The sequence below is a fragment of the Bartonella sp. CM31XJBT genome, from assembly GCF_028618555.1.
GTDB lineage: Bacteria > Pseudomonadota > Alphaproteobacteria > Rhizobiales > Rhizobiaceae > Bartonella.
In genome coordinates this window covers 29,719-48,968 of the sequence record NZ_JAQITD010000002.1, presented here as the reverse complement: position 1 = coordinate 48,968, position 19,250 = coordinate 29,719, and the positions used below count along the sequence as shown (strand labels likewise).

The following is a 19,250-nucleotide window of genomic DNA, read 5'->3' as shown; positions in this document are numbered from 1 at the left end:
ACTGCCAACGAAAACATAAATTTCTTCATCATTTATTTCGACGCAATAAAAACCATTTCACAAGGGATTATGTCAGCATCCACTTCTAGTTTTCCCTTGTCCGCACAAGCAAGATTTGCTAAAATACCTTTTACGGAAGGTAAAATAAAAACACCCTCAAACGCCCACCAGCAGGCTGAAAATCCTTCCCATGCCATAAAACGCTTTGCCTTTATAGGTTTTATACTGTGTGTCAGATTCATAATAAAATATAGCTCTTATCATTTTGTCCCTGAGTGATTTGTATTGCCTTATCAATCATATAATTAGGCTCATGTACAAACCATGCTTTTACAATCTGCCATAGGAATGTATTAATCTCTTGCACTCGCTCCTTAAATATATTGCGGCATGATTTTTACATTATCAGCAACGTTGGTATTAATTGCCAACCTTCATGACGGTAAGCTTTAACAAAGCTTTCGTCTGCTTCTTTTTGTCGTCCCGTTAGTTAAACTCTTGCTTTAAACCTTCTTCGGTTTTACGTCTATATATAGCGCCGCGTATTGGTTTTATCGCTTGTTTAAGCACCTTTCTTGTCCCCTGTCATCCTCTCATCCCCGCCTTACAAGGCCAAAAAACAAATGGCTATTCCAATTGATGCCGGTAATATGCTTGGCAATAACTTTCAAGCTTTTGTAAATCTTGCCCTCATTGATAGCCTTTTGGCACCACAAGCACATGATGCGTTTGTCCTAAATAATCGTCACTGAAATAAGTGTGCCATAAGGCTTTGGGCTCCTACATTGACGTATACTTTACTGTGGCTATTTCTTGCTCTAATTGTTTACAACTCATTGTCTAATCCTCTCAACACATGAATGTTCTATTTCCTCGATTAGTCCAAAAAATAGTGTGTGTTCACAAAGTCAGACCAAAGTGCAATTTATTCTTTTGCATTGGATAGCTCAACTCCCTCCACGCTTAGAACCAATAAACCTAAGCTTATTGCTGCTATAAGTTTACCGCGCACCCAAAACGAGAAATTTATATCCTATTGAAAAAATAAATTTAGAAGATCCCTTCTTAAACAAAGTCTCGACTAAATAAGATGGTTTGGGCATTTTTAGCAAAAGAGATAAAAATTCACTATCTCAAGGATCTTAACTACGTTATCGATCATACGCAAAAAAAGGTGAGAAGTGCAGATTTCTAAAAGAAATGATAATAGTCTTATAAAGAGAAATGGTACTGCAAGCGATACATCGGTTAGAACGTTCTCTTTAAAAACACACCGTAATTACAAGCGGCTTCAAAAAACAGCCTTACTAATATAATATTAGCTAGAGGGTTACATGTATATCGCAATAATAATGCACTCATTCCCGCAAGAGTGCTCCACATATTATGGCGTAGACTGTACAAACTCTGCCGCTCTTGCATACTCAGGCGTAAGGCCACTTAGTCGTATAGCAGCCGCAGTTTCAACGTAAAATAGCGGACGCTTCTGTATCATAATACTTGACAGAAGCATCAACAGCTAAGGATATAGGAACTAATTTGGATTCTTTCGAAATGCTATATATAAATTTAATGTGCCGCCCCAAAACACACCATCAGTGAACCCACTTAAAAGACCAAAAAGAAGATTAAAATCAAATGCATATTTCAAATCAGGTTCAATATTGAGAAAAACAATCAATGTGAATTTGATGACAAAAGCGATAAGAATAAATATCAGCGTCAACGGCGTACCATGCCGAATAATTAAATCCGTTCCCTCTTTGATTTTTAAACGCGCAGTAGCACGCCAGAGCAACCAGCCAACGCCAAAGCCGATCATCAGCCCTGCCAACATTGCGATTGCTCCCCAGCGTGGGAAGGCCAGCTGGTTAATCACATCGCTTGCGCCCAAAAAAAGAAAGACTAACGGCAAGAGAAAAAGGCGGTAAACCTTCGTTTCCCTATCTTTCAATGCGATTATTCCCCTCGCAATGAGAAAAATAAGCAAAATCCAAGCCCATAAAGGGGTTCCGGTCAGAATGTTAAACAATGACATATTATGCTCCATGATGTTTGATGCGATAAAAATATTGCATGATGTTAGGAAGATATTTAGAAAAAAGAATACCAGTACAAATTAAACCCATAGTGACCAACCAAATCTGCGGGGTCCATGTAAAAAAAGCCACTAGAAGGCCATTGGCAAAAAAGATGATTACCCAAATCCATGTAATATATTTATTGATGAGATAAAATAGGATATGTTTGCGTTTTTCTTCAGAAACACCAGCACTGACATAAAAAATGGTAAAGGGTTTCTTTACCAGCAAGCTAATCAATGAAACCAGAGCAAGTGACAGATAGCAAAAAACTGTGGGGTAGTTCAGTAAAAGTGTAGACCATCCAGCGAAATAATTAACAAACAGGACAATAACTGTCAGAATGTTAGTAATCATCACGGGTTCTCCCTGCCGGACAATTTTAATATTCACAGCAATAATGAACAATAAAATCACAGTTAAGATGAGAGAGCGTTCGACCAGAGTTAAAAAGTTTCCATTGATAACCCAGGAGTAAATACTCCACGGAATAAAAGAGATTATTATGTTAAACATGGCGCATCCTCCTTTTTATATTTGATAGAAAACTTACTGCAAGTGCTTCGTTTTTTAGTTTCCGTATGAATATAAAAAACGCCATCCGGTTCATACTCTGTATCCTGTTTAATGGTCAACTGATAGGTATCTCCCGGATAAACTGCTTCAATGAACTTTACTTTTTTCAGCGCAACAGATGCGATATTTTTCGCCCTACCCTGCGTGGACAAAGCCAGAACCATCTCAATCAATAGTGAACCAGGACATACGGCGCGGGAGGGAAAATGTTCCTCAAAAAGCGGGTGATGCGCATTAAAGGAAAAAGTACAAGAATCTCCGGTTACAGAGGAAATCTTACATAAATCGCCTAGTAATGGAAGAGCGGCTTTCTCAGAACACGAGCTAGGGAAGCAGACCTTACTGACAATGATGATTGCCTGCGCAATAACGGCCCTGCCATTGTCGCATGGGCTGGACTTACAGTGAATACGGCAGTCCTCATTAATGCGTTCAATATGTCCTTCAACGCGCAACCGATCGCTATCAAAATGGACGGTAGAGAAAAACTGTTCAACCATAACAGGGAGATAGCGATAAGTGAGATCCGAGTTTTTAGCCACCACGGTGGCGAATCGAACTGAAAACTGATGCAAGGCTTCGAGTAACAAGCCCTGCTTCAAATAGTTATGCGCTAAATCCCAGTGAGAAATATCGATTTGCCCGCAAGCACGCATCGGTGTGGTTAAGGTGATACTCTGACATATACCCAAGAAATTTGGCTCGGTGCGATGCTTTATAGCCATGATTGGGGGACCTTTTTATATTTTTCTCTTAAAGCCTTTGATGATAAACCGAAGGAATGAGAGCTAAACCGCGCTTGATAGTGCGCGAGAAGTATCGGCATACGACAAACGAAAAAAGCCAACAATCCCAGCTCAGGAGCAGCCCGATGTTTGCTCATGATGCTTGCAATTAGAAAATCGACATTGGGTTGCTGTCCTGTATTGTCCGAAATAGATCGCGCAAGCGAACTGAAGGGGCGCATAGCGCCTGAAAGCGTAAAAAAAAGAAATCAACCCAGACATCCCGTTGCATAATCGGATGACCAAACCCTAGCCAGGGTTTGTCTTTGCAATAATGCGTTACCGCCACCTCAAGATTCTCGATTTCAATCTCATGGAGGACACTAGAAAGTCGCATGGCAGCATATTTGCAGGCTCCTATATGCGCGAGACCAGTAGCACAAAATCCACCGATTAGTGCAGAAATGACGTCTCTCTTGGTACGGTTGGTGGGATTTGAACCTACGACCTCTGGTGCCACAAACCAGCGCTCTAACCAACTGAGCTACAACCGCATAAAAAGAAAATGTATCATAAATGTTCACGATTTCGTAAACATTTATTCTTACGCTTATGTGACATAAGGAAAATCAACAAAGTTTGCAAGCCCCTTTAAAAAAATCTCGCAATTTTTTGTGAAGAAAAAAGCGTTTTTTTACAAAGGAAATTTTGCCCAATGTTCAAGACTATGATCACGATAGCTTTTTATGTTATCAACTCCATCTTGTTGCATCATCTGCAAAATCTCTTGCAGAATAGTTATGACAAGATCTGGACCTTCATAAACCATCCCACTATATAATTGAATTAAATCTGCACCAGCTTTTACTTTTTCCAAAGCGGTTTGTGCGTCCTTTACACCGCCAACACCAATAATTGCAATCTCCTTCCCTAATTTTTGACGCATTTTTGCAAGCACAATAGTAGAACGCTCAAAAAGTGGACGTCCAGAAAGCCCACCCTGTTCATTACTGAAGTGACTATTGCTAAGCCCCTGGCGTGAAAGAGTTGTGTTAGAAACAATCAGTCCATTAAAATCAGAAAGTTTTATTTCTTCAGCAACATCATCTAATTCTTTCTCTGATAAATCGGGAGCAATTTTTAAAAAAATAGGAATGGAGAATCCATGCTTGTTCTCTTGCTCATTTCGCGCTTTCGAAACTGCACTCAACAAAAGATGCAAACTGTCACGGGCCTGTAAATCACGTAAACCTGGTGTATTAGGAGAAGAAATATTAACCGTAAAATAATCAGCAACATCATAAAAATGAACAATACCAACAGTATAATCATCAATCTTATCGAACGTATCCTTATTGGCTCCAATGTTGACTCCTATAACACCAGTTTTTTTACACGCACGCAATCTATTGTAAACAACTTGATGTCCGTCATTATTAAAGCCCATTCTATTAATAATCGCTTCATCTTCTTTTAAACGGAAAAGCCGTGGTTTAGGATTTCCAATCTGAGGCTTTGGTGTCACTGTCCCAATTTCAGTAAAACCAAATCCTAAACGAAAAATACCATCTACAACCTCTGCATTTTTATCAAACCCCGCTGCAAGACCAATAAAATTTTCAAACTCAAGACCAGCAACAGTTACACACAAACGTTTGTCGATAACCTTTTGACAACCATTTAATCCACTTTTCAGCCCGAGAATCGCTAAACCGTGTGCTTGCTCTGGATCCAACATAAATAAGGCAGAACGGCCAATACAACGAAAAAAACTCATTAATCCTTCTCCACAACATAAAAATGATCCATCGCACCTCACCTATATCTTTTAACACAAAAGATTTCCAATCAAAGAGAGCATATTATCCAAATAATATTCCCCTTCTAGAAGAAAAATCATCATATAATAGCCATACATGTTTATATTGATATATACTGTGTAAAGAACTTTTTATTCTTAAAAAACGTTTCTCTTTTTCGACATTTTTTTAAAGATTAAAATATGAATCCTAATCTTATAAAATGCAGCATGAATTGAAACATCAATGGCTCTTTACCATAGTCATGGTTTTGTGGCATCTTATGCAGGCAAGCTCATAATTCTCTTAATATGCATGCAAATGCCCTCTATTCCCAAAGTTCCTCTGTGTAATATTGTTTCCAATAGAAACAGAGCTTGTTCTATAAAGCTATTTTTTTCCTAGCATTTATAGAATACATGGTTCATAAAAACATCTAAATTCATACTATTGTTGCACCATTTATTAGCAACAGAATGTTCAATCAATTTGTACTCTATTGATAGAATTTTGAAGAATCTGCGTTGTTTCCTTTGCCATTTCTGATGCGTTAAATACAATTTTGCATCTATTAAGTGCTCTGTCTAACATATATTTTAAGTAATGACAGTTGATTGTTGAACTCACACCTATCATACCAACGACTTCCAAACCAAAATGATCTTGCAAACCCTAGAGCTCTGCTATTTATAAACTGATACAATCTTCCAGCAGATGAAATGTGTTTCTTCCATCGGAATTATCTCCATTTTAGCTCATGAAACCCAGTACAAATAGCTTTTAGATAAGCCATAATGCCCTCCTAATTTCTATTATCGCTTACTAAATTAAGAGGAATTAAATTATAAGTTTTACTGTGGTATTGTGTAAAAATCTCTCTTTTTAATGTTAACATAAAAATCTTGAGGCAATTATATAAATTAAGCTACAGTTTTCTACTTTCTGTTGAAAAAGCAGATATAGTTTTTATTAAAAAAGCTTTTTTCTAGGAAAGGTTCTATGTAAATTCAAATAGAGCCCTAAAATCCAAATAGAACCCTAAAGCTCTTTATTAAACCTTATAAAGTCTTTGAAAATAATATTAATATTGTAATATAATCATAAAAACAAAATCTGCCCTTTCCTTTTTCATCAAAAGCGGTAAGTAAATTACCGTATATCACTTACATAAAGGGGAAAATGCAATGCTTAAAGAATTCAAAGAATTTGCCCTAAAAGGTAATATGATTGATCTTGCTATCGGTGTGATTATAGGGGGTGCTTTTGGTAGCTTGGTCAACTCAATTGTCAATGATATTTTTATGCCAATCATTGGATTGATTACAGGTGGAATTGATTTTTCTAATATGTTTATTCAACTTGCTGGCGAAAAACAAGCAACATTGAGTGCCGCCAAAGCAACTGGAGCAACCATTAGCTATGGACACTTTATTACTTTACTTATCAATTTTCTCATTATTGCTTGGGTGCTTTTTTTATTCGTTAAAGCTATGAACAAAATCCGTAGAAAAGAAGAAGAAAGCCCCCAAAAAACGTCTTCAGAAGAACAACTGTTAACAGAAATTAGAGATCTTTTGGCTAAGAAAAAATAATTTTATGCAAGATTTACATCATGGAACACGAGGAAAAAACATTTCCACAGTTGTTCCGTAATTGGGTTTGGAGAACAGTAAAAATTGTCCCCCTCTTTCTTCCACCATTGCTTTACACATTGGGAGCCCTAAACCTGTTCCCATAAAAGCGCTATCACCAGATCGGCCATCCTTGCGCTCTACTTGACCATAAGGTTGCAGTGCCTGTATAATCTCTTCTTCGTTCATCCCTATACCATTATCACTCACTGAAATTTTTACACGTTCTTTTCTATAAGAAACGTGAACAATAATCTGTCCACCCAAAGGTGTAAAACGAATAGCATTGGAAAGAAGATTCCATATAATCTGGCGAAACACTTGTTGTGATACAGGAATAAATGGAACATGAGGTGGAGCAACAATACGCATGATAATGCCGTTCTGATTGGCTTGTGTCTCAAGAAAAGCTATCGTCGCACGTAAACAAGATATCACATCAAATGTTTCAGAAATAAGGGAAGAATCAATCTGGTTATCGGAACCAGAATAATTTATCTTCGAGCACTCTAGTAATTGATTAATCAGCAATAATATATGTTTTCCAGAGGAAATAATATCGCGTAAATATCCATGATAGCGCTCATTTTCTATCAAACCAAAACGGCCTTCTCTCATAATTTCTGCAAAACCAATAAGAGCATTCAAAGGTGTTCGTATTTCATGAACAACTCCAACGATTTTATCCTCTTCTGCTTTTTTTTCTCCTGATGGAACTGTTTGTGTCCTATCACGCAACATAACAGCATAATTTCCTTGCTTTGCCAAAAATACAATCGTTATCAAAACGGTTATATTTTTATGATTTTTCGTCATTAAATCAGCTGTTTCTCTGCGATTTAAAACCTGATTTTTTCCCTCCATGCGGATTGATTTAAAATATTTTTCAACCAAAAGTCGGCTTTGAAAAGTAAATAATGAAGAGAGTGGCTGTCCTCGCAGTTCATTTATTTCATAACCCATTAATGCTAAGGCTGCCCTACTCGCTGATTGAATAAAGCCTTCTTCATCCAACCATAAAACACCATCTGTTGCTGTATCCAACAATGATAAAACTGCAGCGGGCTCTTTTACGAGAGCTTGTTCTATAGCATTTACCGGCAATGTTTGTGCATATGGTAACTGAATAGCTGTTTCTTCAACTAAATTTTCTTCTTTTACCGATGAATTCAATTCATCACGCAATTGCTCTGCAATTTCATGAAAAGCTGAGCGTTCTATCTCCGTAAGACATGGTATTTCTGTTGCTAGCTTTTCATTTCTTTTTTCTTGGACTTTTTTTTGTATTTTTAAAACACCAAAGCCACGAAACCCTTTAAGCTGCTTTGTAACATCAAAAATTGGCAAAGCCGACAATTCAACATCAAGCCATTGTAAGCAACCATCAACAGGCCATTGAACAATCTCTTTACTCCAAGGCATAGCCGCTTCAATAAAACGACTGAGAACCAGATATCGATCATCATTAAATTGATGAGCAAGTTCATGAAAACTACACCCTAAAATAGAGGAAGAGAGAGGGCCAACAACTTCAGCTAGCTCTTTTGAGACTTCACAAAACAAACCATTGTGATCGATTTCCCACGTAAAAGGCCGTGGCAAAAGCTCTGGTGTAAAACGAAAAGCTTCTTGCTGCGATTTTAATTCATTTGTATTTAACTTTAACTCATCTGCTTTTAATGGCATAACTAAAACTAAAAAGTGTTGGATTTACTCTCAAATGAATAATGCTAATTTGTTTACAATTATCTGTTCTAGTTAAAATAACTTGATATCTCATATAAATTGTCTGTAGCAAAATTTTGACTGTTTCATCAACAAAACAAAAATAAAAAGAAGCTTCCAGCTCTTGTTGCTTATTCACCCATTATGTAATAAATCTTGTTACAATAATGGTAACATCTCCCTCGCATAAATAGTACTCAAAAAGAATACACTTATTTTACACATTCATGCGCCTTTTTTGAAAAGATATCTCCCAAGATCCCCAAGCTTATTTTACGACGTCATCTGTAAATGGTGTAATGTAAAAGTCCCTATAGAGGATATCAAGGCATTGTGCATTACCATTTTTATACTTATAAAAGAGCTGGTTAGCACCATCATTATACTAATTTCAGCCCCTAATGTTACCAATAGTTCTTGGCATTTGAAGGCATTCATACAAAGATCTTTCTTTCATTAGAATCGCTACAAAAGAACAAACAAAAAATATACCACCGCACTATTTTATTAAAAATTTTCTCTGTAAAAAAGAGAACACAAATTATCTGTCTTCATATAAAGATTTGTTTAATTTCTTTATATTCCAGATCATTTAGAAATGTTAAAATATCTCATAACCTCCTTTGATATCAGCTTGTTTACCTCATCAGAAGCCTTAATACAAAAGATCGCTTTTGCTTTATTACTCTCCATTTAAATTTTTAATATTATATAAAAAAATAAAACAAGCACATTTAAATAATAACTGTCAGATATTTAAAAAATTGCATATTTTTAAATGCGTTTGTTTATTTTCCTTCATTGAGTAAAATTTCACGTTTTCCAACATGATTAGCGGCTCCAACAATGCCTTTTTCTTCCATCCGCTCGACGAGAGAAGCTGCTTTATTATAGCCGATTGAAAGTCGGCGCTGAATATAAGATGTTGAACATTTTTTATCACGCATAACAATTTTTACAGCTTGGTTATAAAGTTCCTCACCCTCTTCATCAAAATTTTCTTCCTCAGAAATTTCAGCCGCTGAATCAGCAGAAGTATCCTCTTTGTTATCGTCTTCATTATCCGTTACCGTTGCCAAATAATCAGGTTTTCCTTGCATTTTAAGATGTGCAACGATGGATTCAACTTCTTCATCTGAGACAAAAGGTCCATGAACGCGCACAATGCGTCCACCACCAGCCATATGAAGCATATCCCCCTGACCTAAAAGCGTTTCAGCACCTTGTTCACCCAAGATCGTACGACTATCAATTTTTGACGTTACTTGAAAAGAAATGCGGGTAGGAAAGTTTGCTTTAATTGTACCGGTGATAACATCAACAGAAGGACGTTGCGTTGCCATAATAAGATGAATACCTGCCGCACGCGCCATTTGCGCTAAGCGCTGAATGGCATTCTCTATCTCTTTCCCTGCCACCATCATAAGATCAGCCATCTCATCAACAATCACAACAATATAAGGAAGCTGCGTGAGATCCATGGCTTCTTCATGATAAAGCATTTCCCCTGTTTCCTTATCAAAACCCGACTGAACAGTACACATGATCGTTTCGCCTTTTTGAGCTGCAAGTGCAACGCGTGCATTAAAACCATCAATATTACGCACACCCAACTTAGCCATTTTGCGATAACGCTCTTCCATTTCACGAACCGCCCATTTTAAAGCTGTTACTGCTTTTTTGGGATCTGTGACAACGGGTGTTAAAAGATGTGGAATGCCATCATAAACAGAAAGCTCTAACATTTTAGGATCAACCATAATCAAACGACACTGCTTTGGTGTCATACGATAAAGAATCGACAAAATCATTGTATTAATTGCAACAGACTTGCCTGATCCTGTTGTTCCTGCAACCAATAAATGAGGCATTTTTGCTAATTCTGCAATGACCGGTTCACCATTAATCCCCTTCCCCAAAGCAAGAGCAAGTTTAAATTCACTTTCACGAAAAGAACGTGTTTGGATTAATTCGCGTAAATAAACGGTTTCACGAACCGCATTGGGTAACTCAATCCCGATAACATTACGTCCAGGAATTACAGCAACGCGTGTAGAAATAGCAGACATAGAACGCGCAATATCATCAGAAAGATTAATAACGCGCGATGACTTTACGCCCGCGGCGGGTTCAAATTCATACATTGTTACCACTGGCCCTGGATGAACATGGATAACTTCACCCTTAATGCCAAAATCTTCCAAAACACTTTCCAAAAGTCCAGCACCACGTTCTAATGTTTCTTGAGGAATCATCGTACCTTCATGAAAAACAGGTTCCTGTAATAAGTTGATCGGAGGAAATTCATAAACATCACAGTCAATAGATTGAATATTTTGCATAAAAGCAGAATCATAATTACCTAATGGCATACGAGTAGATTGTAATGTTTTAGTTTTACTGTTTGCTTGCATCACAGAAAAATCTTTTGAATTCTTTGTGACGGCTTTGTTTATACAATCAACAGTATTATTGGCGACAGTATTATTGCTATTTTCAGTCTCTATACTCGCCCCTGCATCGCTTAACGCCCCTGTATTACTTAACGTATGAGCAGAATCTTCAACAGAAAGCTTAGAATGACTCTCTTTAGTAGTATCATTATTTGTATGCATTAAATCAGAAATTTTCTCAACGCCTCGCATCCTTTCCGCTGGAGATTCTGATGTAATTGAATCATAGAGTTGTGGAAAGCGGTATTCAAGAACACGGTAAAGAGCCGTTATTGACTCATCAAAGGCTGTGGGAATATCCGGTGTAATTTCATTTGTCGTATCAATTGATATTCCATCCTCTTTTGAAGTTTGAGTCTCCACATGTTCAAATATCAAAGATTCACACTCAAAAAATGCATCATCGGAAAGATGCAAAGCAGGTTTTATTTTTTGTAGCACATTTTCCACTTGTAATTTACGTTCTTGTTCATCCTCCTCAAGTGGAATATTTGCTGACGGCATATGAATAGCTTGTCGTGACAACTGCTTCAGAACCGTTGAATGACAAACTGATGTTTTATTCTCTATTGATTGAGGATTAATGACTTTTTTTGTCGAAAGAATATTGGTTGTTTTCTTGTTACAACGTACAATATCTGTATCTGTAATTTTTTTTTGATCTTGCTTCGTAAAAATTTTAAACTGTTTTGCAAAAACTGGATCTGTTTCTATACGACGACGCAAAATCTCAACTTCTGGGGTTCTCGTGAAACGGACGTTTTTTCCGAGGGCAAATGCCTTTTTCCACACTTCCGGATAAGGAAATATCTCAGTAATCTTAACAGATAAATCTTCTCTTGATGCACCTTCCGTACTATCATCAGAAAAAGAAGACGTAGAAATAGATTTTGTTTTCGAATTATGCATGGCACCCAACAAATTTATAGCAATGAGAAAAATAACCTTTTCAAAAAGAATTCGTAGAAACTATCATACGAAGGTTAATAACCTTTTGCTGATGGTTATTTTTTAATGAAAAAAATAATGCCATAATGCATATTCATAATCTGCCTTTTGCATATTTACGATATAAATTGCTCAGTTTATGGTGTCATAGAGCTCGTATTTCATTTGTTTTGAAGAAAACTTCATGATAAAAAAGATTCAAGAAAATTGTCTATACCTCTCTTTCTCTCCCTTTTCATAAGAGAAACTAGTCTCAATAATACAATGAGCATTGCTCTATTGAATTCTCCATGCTCAATTATCACGATATAATCTAATTTCTCGCGTTTTTATAAGATTACCCTTGTTATCCTCGTTTAAAAAGGCTTAGACTAAGACAATCATAATTACATAAATACAAATAGAAAAAAGGGAGTGAATTATGTTTAATAAACGGAAATTTTATATCAATGGTCTATGGGATGAGCCAAGCATTCCTCACGATTTTGACGTCATTAATCCATCAACAGAGGAGGCTTGTGCTGTCATTAGCCTTGGAAGTACAAAAGATGCCGATAAAGCAATTAATGCGGCTAAAGAAGCGTTTCAAAAATGGAAAACAACGTCACCAAATGAGCGTCTTGGATTTGTTGAAAAAATTCTAGAGATCTACGAAAAACGTTCCAAAGACATGGCAAAAACCATTTCAATGGAAATGGGAGCACCGATTGATATGGCGCTTAATGCGCAAACTGCAACCGGAAGTTCCCATATTCGCAATTTTATCGAAGCTTATAAAGAGTTTTCGTTCCAAGAAACTTTAATAAAGGGAAATGAGCAAGCAATCCTTCACTACGATCCTATCGGCGTCGTAGGATTAATTACGCCATGGAATTGGCCCATGAATCAAGTAACTCTTAAAGTTATTCCTGCTCTCTTGGCTGGCTGTACCATGGTGTTAAAGCCCTCTGAAATTGCGCCTCTTTCTGCTATGCTTTTTGCTGAATTTTTAGATGAAGCCGCACTTCCAGCCGGTGTTTTTAATTTAATCAATGGTGATGGTGCGACTGTCGGCTCTTACCTCTCTGCACATCCAGATTTAGAAATGATCAGCTTTACTGGTTCAACTAGAGCAGGAAAAGATATTTCTAAAAATGCCAGCGCTACTTTAAAAAGAGTCTGTCTGGAACTTGGTGGAAAAGGAGCGAATATTATCTTTGCTGATGCCGACTCAGATGCTATTCAACGTGGTGCACGACATTGCTTTTATAATAGTGGACAAAGTTGTAATGCACCGACTCGTATGCTTGTGGAACAGAGCATCTATGACAAAGCCATAAAAATAGCCAAAGATATTGCAGAAACAACAAAAGTAGGACCAAACTGCCAAGAAGGAAATCATATTGGACCTGTCGTTTCAAAAAAACAATATGATAAAATTCAAGATCTTATCCAATCGGGAATTGATGAAGGTGCAACTCTTGTTGCAGGCGGGACTGGTTTACCAAAAGGAATGGAACGCGGTTATTATGTCCGTCCAACAGTCTTTGCTGATGTAAAACCTCATATGCGTATTTTTAAAGAAGAAATCTTTGGTCCAGTTCTCTCGATTCTTTCTTTTAGTACAGAAGAAGAAGCCGTCGCTTTAGCGAATGAGACTGAGTATGGTCTTACAAACTATATTCAATCGCAAGATCGCAACAAATGTCGTCGTATTGCGGCACAAGTACGCTCTGGTATGGTAGAAGTTAATGGACATGGATTACCCAGTGGAAGCTACTTTGGAGGTGTAAAATTTTCTGGGCGCGCTCGTGAAGGAGGACATTGGGGAATTAAAGAATTTCTCGATAGTAAAGCAATTTCGTACTGGTAAAATCTTATTAAAAACTTAATAGGAATCGTATGGTAATACAGAAAATAACGGATGAAGGTGCTCTTGGGCAACGTCTTGATCAGTGGCTCGCAAAACAATATCATGATGTGCTCTCGCGTTCGCGTTTGCAAACCCTCATCCGTGAAGGCTGTCTTAAAATTGATGGTCAATTCATAAAGGAACCAAAAACAAAATTAAAACCTAACCAAATAATTGAATTGGAAATGCCTGACCTTCGTGATGCAGAACCTAGCGCTGAAGCCATTGCATTGGACATTCTTTTTGAAGATGATCATGTCATTGTTATTAACAAACCAGCTGGTCTTGTTGTTCATCCTGGGAATGGCAATTGGACCGGTACATTGGTTAATGCCCTTATTTACCACTGTGGGAATAGTTTATCTGGTATAGGTGGTGTTAAACGCCCTGGCATTGTCCATCGTCTTGATAAAAATACAAGCGGTGTTATGGTTGTTGCAAAAAATGATCTAGCTCATAAAAGTCTCAGTGCTCAATTTTCTGATCATGGACGTACCTGCGCATTAGATCGACGCTACCATGCCTTGATTTGGGGAACACCTCAGCGCAATGTCTGGACAATTGATGCATCACTTGGCCGTTCGCCCCATAACCGGACAAAGCAAGCTGTCATCCATAACCAAAACCCTTATGCTCGTCATGCTGTTACACATGTTTCTCTGCTTGAAAAATATGGCTCTCATGCAGACTCAACATCTTTTGCTAGCCTTCTGGAATGTCGCTTGGAAACTGGACGCACCCATCAAATCCGTGTTCATATGACTCATATTGGGCATCCACTCATAGGCGATACAGTTTATGGAAACGCTTTTAAAACAAAATCAAACACATTCAACCCCACTATTAGAAATGCAATCGATCAATTCAACCGACATGCACTCCATGCTGCAAGTCTTACTTTTGAACATCCTTCTACCGGTAAAGTTATGTCGTTTTCCGCACCACTGCCTCAAGATATGGCTAAACTTATTAAACTTTTTAAAAAAATGAATTGAAACTTTTCCCCTTCTCAAGATTTCACAATAAAATATCTTTTTTTGAACAAAATTGAAAAATATGCTAGAGTGAGGTTATGAGGATAGTTAGCTATCTAAAACATAGAATTTGCCTTATCAGGGAATTCAAACAAAAGGAGGGTGCTATATGGCCCATATGAATTTATTATCAGTAATGACAGGTGATGGTGGTTTAAACCGTTACTTGGAAGAAGTGCGTCGTTTTCCAATGCTTGAGCCAAAAGAAGAATATATGTTAGCTCAGCGTTACCGTGAGCATAATGATCTAAAAGCTGCGCATAGGCTAGTAACCAGCCATTTGCGTCTCGTAGCTAAAATCGCGATGGGATATCGGGGCTACGGACTTCCCATTGGGGAAGTCATTTCAGAAGGCAATGTTGGACTCATGCAAGCTGTTAAACGTTTCGAACCAGAGCGGGGTTTTCGTCTTGCAACCTATGCAATATGGTGGATTAAAGCATCAATCCAAGAATATGTATTGCGCTCTTGGAGTTTGGTGAAAATGGGGACAACAGCTAATCAAAAGCGTTTGTTTTTCAACCTTCGTAAGTTAAAAAGTAAACTTCAAGCACTTGATAGTGGCGATCTCAATGCAGAACAAGTGAAAAAAATTGCAATCCAGTTGAATGTCACAGAAGATGAAGTTGTATCAATGAATCGTAGGCTTGGTGGTGATACTTCACTCAACGCACCAATTCGAACAAAAGAAGGGGAAAACAGTGAGTTGCAAGATTGGTTGGTGGATGAATCTAACGATCAAGAACAAATTTTAATTGAAAAAAGTGAATTAGAAAATCGCCGTTCCATGCTCATAAATGCCATGGACAATCTCAATGAACGCGAAAAGCGTATATTTAAAGCGCGTCGTTTAAACGATGTACCACTAACCCTAGAAGAACTCTCTGGTGAATTTAATATTAGTCGAGAACGAGTAAGACAAATTGAAATGCGTGCATTTGAAAAAGTGCAAAACTCTATCAAAGATTCTACTTTATCTCAAAGTCAAGTATAAAACCTAGAGTTAAGTATAAAGCCAATGGTTTGCACATTCTTTAAATGTGAAAATGAAAAAAAGCATGCCTTGGCTTTATACTTGTAAATTAGCCTATCGAATTCTTTAAGTTATTGATATGTAAAGCTTTATTGAATATATTTGGTATATAATTGATAAAGACGGTCGTAGAAAATTCTTCACAGCCGTTTATTTTTTTGCATCTATGTTTTATTTTTTTGACCAAAAACTGTTAACTTATCTTGTTGTGCAAGCCATTGTCCAATAACTTCATTAAAAATAGACTTACCTGTTGGTCCTTTTGCAAAGGTTAATTCACTTATACGCCCGTTTTTATCCGTTAACACCAAACGCATCCAATCTAATTCTCGCATCAATTGTAAATTTCGATCAAGAAATGGATGATTACCACTCAATGCGACAAGAAAAAAGTCATCGTTAATCTTTGCAGCAATGGTTCTTGTTAAAGCCTGTCCAATGGATTGTTCACTTGCTTTAAAGGTTAATGCTTGAACATTGCTTATAGCTTTACCTGAAAATTTATCAGAAAGAATAAAAACAAGGTCCATAATATATGCAGCAGGAAATGACTGATCGGTATTACGACGTAAAATTAACCGTAATGATACCCCTTCATCAGGAATTGTTATATCACCTTGTATAGTTGTTTCTTCTGGAGCCCCCTTCACTTGAGATTCTTTTATAAGCGTCCAGCGAGCACTTCCCGTTGCTATCTTTTCTGCATCATAATTTGTACGTGCTTGATAGAAAACAGCTTCACCTGATTTTTCAAGCGATTGCAAATTGCTATCAACAACTGTTGAGAGTACTTCTTCATCCGAAAAATCTATCGCTTGTTTTAAACCAACATCAATTTCACTTCCATCCTCTAATAAGCGTTGTGTTAACTTTCTCTTAATTGGAAATGCCTTTGGTACTCTGTGAGAAGCTTGAAGATTTTCTTCTAAAAACTGATGATCATTTGATACAAATACACGCTCACCAACAAAAAAAATACCAACAATTAAAACAACAAAACTAACAACAGAAACAGCACTTATTACAATACGCCTTTGCACTAACGATTTATTAGCACGACGTAAAGCCTGAGAAAAAATGTGCGAAACAATATGCGGATTATCTTCCTGCGAAGGAGAAATCTTTAACACACTGCTATTAACATGCTGAGAAGGCACATCAGCCTCCATATTAACAGGCTCTGCATCTGGTATATCTGATACACAAAGCTCATCAAATACCTTGTTATCCTTTGAACGCGTAACAAAATCCTGTTTTCTTTTTATATTTACCTCTGAAAATTCATTATTCTTTGGTAATATAGTTTTTTTTGTATATTTCTTATCTTCATTTATATTTGTGGGATTCCACCCAATAACTGAAGAAAGCCGCTTCTTTTCAACTGCTAAATATTCTCCTTCAACAGTTGCAATAGAACTTTGAAGAACCTTTCTCTGTTCATCCGCTATTGCTTGTGGTATTTTTGCTGTTAAAAATTGATGTTCTAGTGTTTCGGTAGCACGCTTATAAATCCGCTTACGCACTTGTGGTGTAATATTATTTTGTGCATTAATTGTCTTTTTTAAGATTCCAACGAAATCTACCATTTCCTCTATAATCTCTCTTAAATTGAGAAAAAATCAATAGTAAAGCCAAAAAACTTTATTTTAGCCTTCTAAATTGATTGCCATTTAATATTGGTACAACTATCGCAATAATGTAAAATGAATATGAAAAATAAACAATGCTATTTTGCACCTTTCTCTCACATGCTCTTAAAAACTTTTTTGTAAAAAGAGACAAAAACGCACAGAGAACATATATAGAAATCTAAAAATAATAATCAATTAACAAAGGGATCCGTAATAAGAATAGTATCTTCACGCTCTGGACTTGTGGATAATAAAGCCACTTTTGTATTAATCAGTTCTTCAATATAGCGTATATATTTAATAGCCTGCACTGGTAAATCTTCCCACCTCAATGCATGTGCTGTTTCTTCCTTCCAACCTTCTAATGTTGCATAAACAGGCTTCACCCGATCCTGAGCTCCCATGGAAGAAGGTAAATAATCAATTCTTTTACCATCAAGCTCATAACCAATACAAATTTTTATTTCATCCAAACCATCTAAAACATCAAGTTTTGTCAATGCTATACCTTGAACACCGCAAATTGTTACCATCTGACGTACTAAGACAGCATCAAACCAACCACATCGACGCTTTCGACCCGTTACAACACCAAATTCATGTCCACGCACTCCCAGAAATTCACCAATATCATTTATCTGCTCTGTCGGGAACGGCCCTTCTCCAACGCGTGTAGTATAAGCTTTTGCAATACCCAAAACATAATGAATTGCATCAGGTCCCATCCCCGAACCTGTACATGCTTGCCCAGCAACTGTATTAGATGACGTTACATAAGGATAAGTTCCAAAATCATTATCTAATAAAGCACCTTGCGCACCTTCAAAAAGAATGTGTTTCCCTCCTCGATAACCTTCATCTAAAAGACGCCACGTACAATCCATAAAGGGCAAAATTTTATCCGCAACTTGCATCAATTCATCATAAAGTGCTCGAGAATCAATCTCTGCAACACCCATCCCACGACGCAAAGCATTATGATGCCTCAAAAGCCGCTCAATCTTAGCCATAAGTGTATCTTTTTCTGCTAAATCCATCACTCGGATAGCACGACGTCCCACCTTATCTTCATAAGCCGGTCCAATACCGCGCTTTGTTGTACCAATCTTTAAACCAGATAAACCGCTTTCTCGAATTGCATCAAGATCACGATGCAAAGAAAGAATCAAAGGAGCATTTTCAGCAATACGCAAAATTTCTGGTGTGATTTTTACACCCTGATCACATAGTTTTTTTACTTCTGCAACAAAATGATGAGGGTCAACAACAACACCATTGCCTATAATTGATAACTTGCCACGCACTAAACCAGACGGTAAAAGTGATAATTTATAACTGACTCCATCAACAACCAATGTGTGGCCAGCATTATGCCCCCCCTGATACCTCACCACGATATCTGCTCGCTCAGATAACCAATCTACAATTTTACCTTTGCCTTCATCACCCCATTGTGTACCGACAACAACTACATTGGCCATAACTTTCTCCGTCGTGTTTGGTTAAAAAAACCAGCATTCAAAAACAAACACTTCTTTATAACGAAACCTTAGAGCAAGTGCGACTCCTCATTTCAGATTTTTCTCAATCTTCAAGTGATTAAATTTTCAAATTTATGATAATAAAGATAAGCAAATACCAAAATATTTTAAATCTGTTATTTTTGCTACAACAAAGTAAAAAAAATAGAGATTTTAATTTGTGCGTATCCAACACCTGACAG

Annotated in this window: 15 protein-coding genes and 1 tRNA gene; 4 read left to right on the top strand and 12 right to left on the bottom strand. The window is 37.1% G+C overall.

Translation table 11 applies throughout. The features are described 5' to 3' along the window. Positions 1-32 precede the first annotated feature (32 nt). From PVV63_RS01745 to PVV63_RS01710, 8 genes are all read right to left on the bottom strand, one after another. Complete coding sequence (locus PVV63_RS01745) at positions 33-242, bottom strand: hypothetical protein (protein WP_273790367.1); 210 nt, start codon at positions 240-242, stop codon at positions 33-35. A 351-nt stretch (positions 243-593) separates the two neighbouring features. Next, complete coding sequence (locus tag PVV63_RS10430) at positions 594-722, bottom strand: DUF2924 domain-containing protein (RefSeq protein WP_375630993.1); 129 nt, start codon at positions 720-722, stop codon at positions 594-596. Positions 723-1,534: 812 nt separating this feature from the next. After that, a complete protein-coding gene (locus PVV63_RS01735; protein ID WP_273790365.1) occupies positions 1,535-2,038 on the bottom strand; it encodes a DUF6622 family protein in 504 nt (167 codons plus the stop codon). Between the two features lies 1 nt (position 2,039). After that, entirely contained in the window at positions 2,040-2,597 is a 558-nt protein-coding gene (locus PVV63_RS01730; protein ID WP_273790364.1) for a hypothetical protein, read from the bottom strand. Beyond that, complete coding sequence (locus PVV63_RS01725; protein WP_273790363.1) at positions 2,585-3,382, bottom strand: beta-hydroxyacyl-ACP dehydratase; 798 nt, start codon at positions 3,380-3,382, stop codon at positions 2,585-2,587. The genes PVV63_RS01730 and PVV63_RS01725 overlap by 13 nt, the downstream gene beginning before the upstream one ends. Then, on the bottom strand, positions 3,373-3,540 hold the full coding sequence (locus PVV63_RS01720; RefSeq protein ID WP_273790362.1) for a hypothetical protein: 168 nt from the start codon (positions 3,538-3,540) through the stop codon (positions 3,373-3,375). The genes PVV63_RS01725 and PVV63_RS01720 overlap by 10 nt, the downstream gene beginning before the upstream one ends. Positions 3,541-3,859: 319 nt before the next feature. Continuing rightward, positions 3,860-3,936: transfer RNA gene (locus tag PVV63_RS01715), tRNA-His, on the bottom strand. A 140-nt stretch (positions 3,937-4,076) separates the two neighbouring features. Further along, positions 4,077-5,159 carry a quinone-dependent dihydroorotate dehydrogenase gene (locus PVV63_RS01710; RefSeq protein ID WP_273790361.1) on the bottom strand — a complete coding sequence of 361 codons (1,083 nt, stop codon included), beginning with the start codon at positions 5,157-5,159 and terminating at the stop codon, positions 4,077-4,079. A 1,206-nt stretch (positions 5,160-6,365) separates the two neighbouring features. Between PVV63_RS01710 and mscL the strand changes: the two genes are divergently transcribed. Further along, complete coding sequence (gene mscL, locus PVV63_RS01705; RefSeq protein WP_273790360.1) at positions 6,366-6,773, top strand: large conductance mechanosensitive channel protein MscL; 408 nt, start codon at positions 6,366-6,368, stop codon at positions 6,771-6,773. Positions 6,774-6,791: 18 nt separating this feature from the next. Here mscL and PVV63_RS01700 read toward each other — a convergent pair whose 3' ends face one another. Both PVV63_RS01700 and PVV63_RS01695 read right to left on the bottom strand, forming a co-directional pair. Continuing rightward, a complete protein-coding gene (locus tag PVV63_RS01700; RefSeq protein ID WP_273790359.1) occupies positions 6,792-8,498 on the bottom strand; it encodes an ATP-binding protein in 1,707 nt (568 codons plus the stop codon). Positions 8,499-9,325: 827 nt separating this feature from the next. Further along, entirely contained in the window at positions 9,326-11,899 is a 2,574-nt protein-coding gene (locus PVV63_RS01695; protein ID WP_273790358.1) for a DNA translocase FtsK, read from the bottom strand. Between the two features lie 460 nt (positions 11,900-12,359). Here PVV63_RS01695 and PVV63_RS01690 point away from each other — a divergent pair, with 460 nt between their 5' ends. From PVV63_RS01690 to rpoH, 3 genes are all read left to right on the top strand, one after another. Further along, positions 12,360-13,790, top strand: coding sequence for an aldehyde dehydrogenase family protein (locus tag PVV63_RS01690; protein WP_273790357.1), 1,431 nt, complete (start codon positions 12,360-12,362; stop codon positions 13,788-13,790). 29 nt (positions 13,791-13,819) lie between these two features. Beyond that, on the top strand, positions 13,820-14,824 hold the full coding sequence (locus tag PVV63_RS01685) for an RluA family pseudouridine synthase (protein WP_273790356.1): 1,005 nt from the start codon (positions 13,820-13,822) through the stop codon (positions 14,822-14,824). 148 nt (positions 14,825-14,972) lie between these two features. Beyond that, the gene (gene rpoH, locus PVV63_RS01680) at positions 14,973-15,857 is read left to right on the top strand and encodes an RNA polymerase sigma factor RpoH (RefSeq protein WP_273790355.1); all 885 of its coding nucleotides are present in this window, start codon (positions 14,973-14,975) and stop codon (positions 15,855-15,857) included. Between the two features lie 203 nt (positions 15,858-16,060). On the opposite strand, the gene PVV63_RS01675 is transcribed toward rpoH, so the two are convergent. After that, positions 16,061-17,482, bottom strand: coding sequence for a hypothetical protein (locus PVV63_RS01675; protein WP_273790354.1), 1,422 nt, complete (start codon positions 17,480-17,482; stop codon positions 16,061-16,063). A 236-nt stretch (positions 17,483-17,718) separates the two neighbouring features. After that, positions 17,719-19,008 carry an adenylosuccinate synthase gene (locus PVV63_RS01670; RefSeq protein WP_273790353.1) on the bottom strand — a complete coding sequence of 430 codons (1,290 nt, stop codon included), beginning with the start codon at positions 19,006-19,008 and terminating at the stop codon, positions 17,719-17,721. Positions 19,009-19,250: the final 242 nt, after the last annotated feature.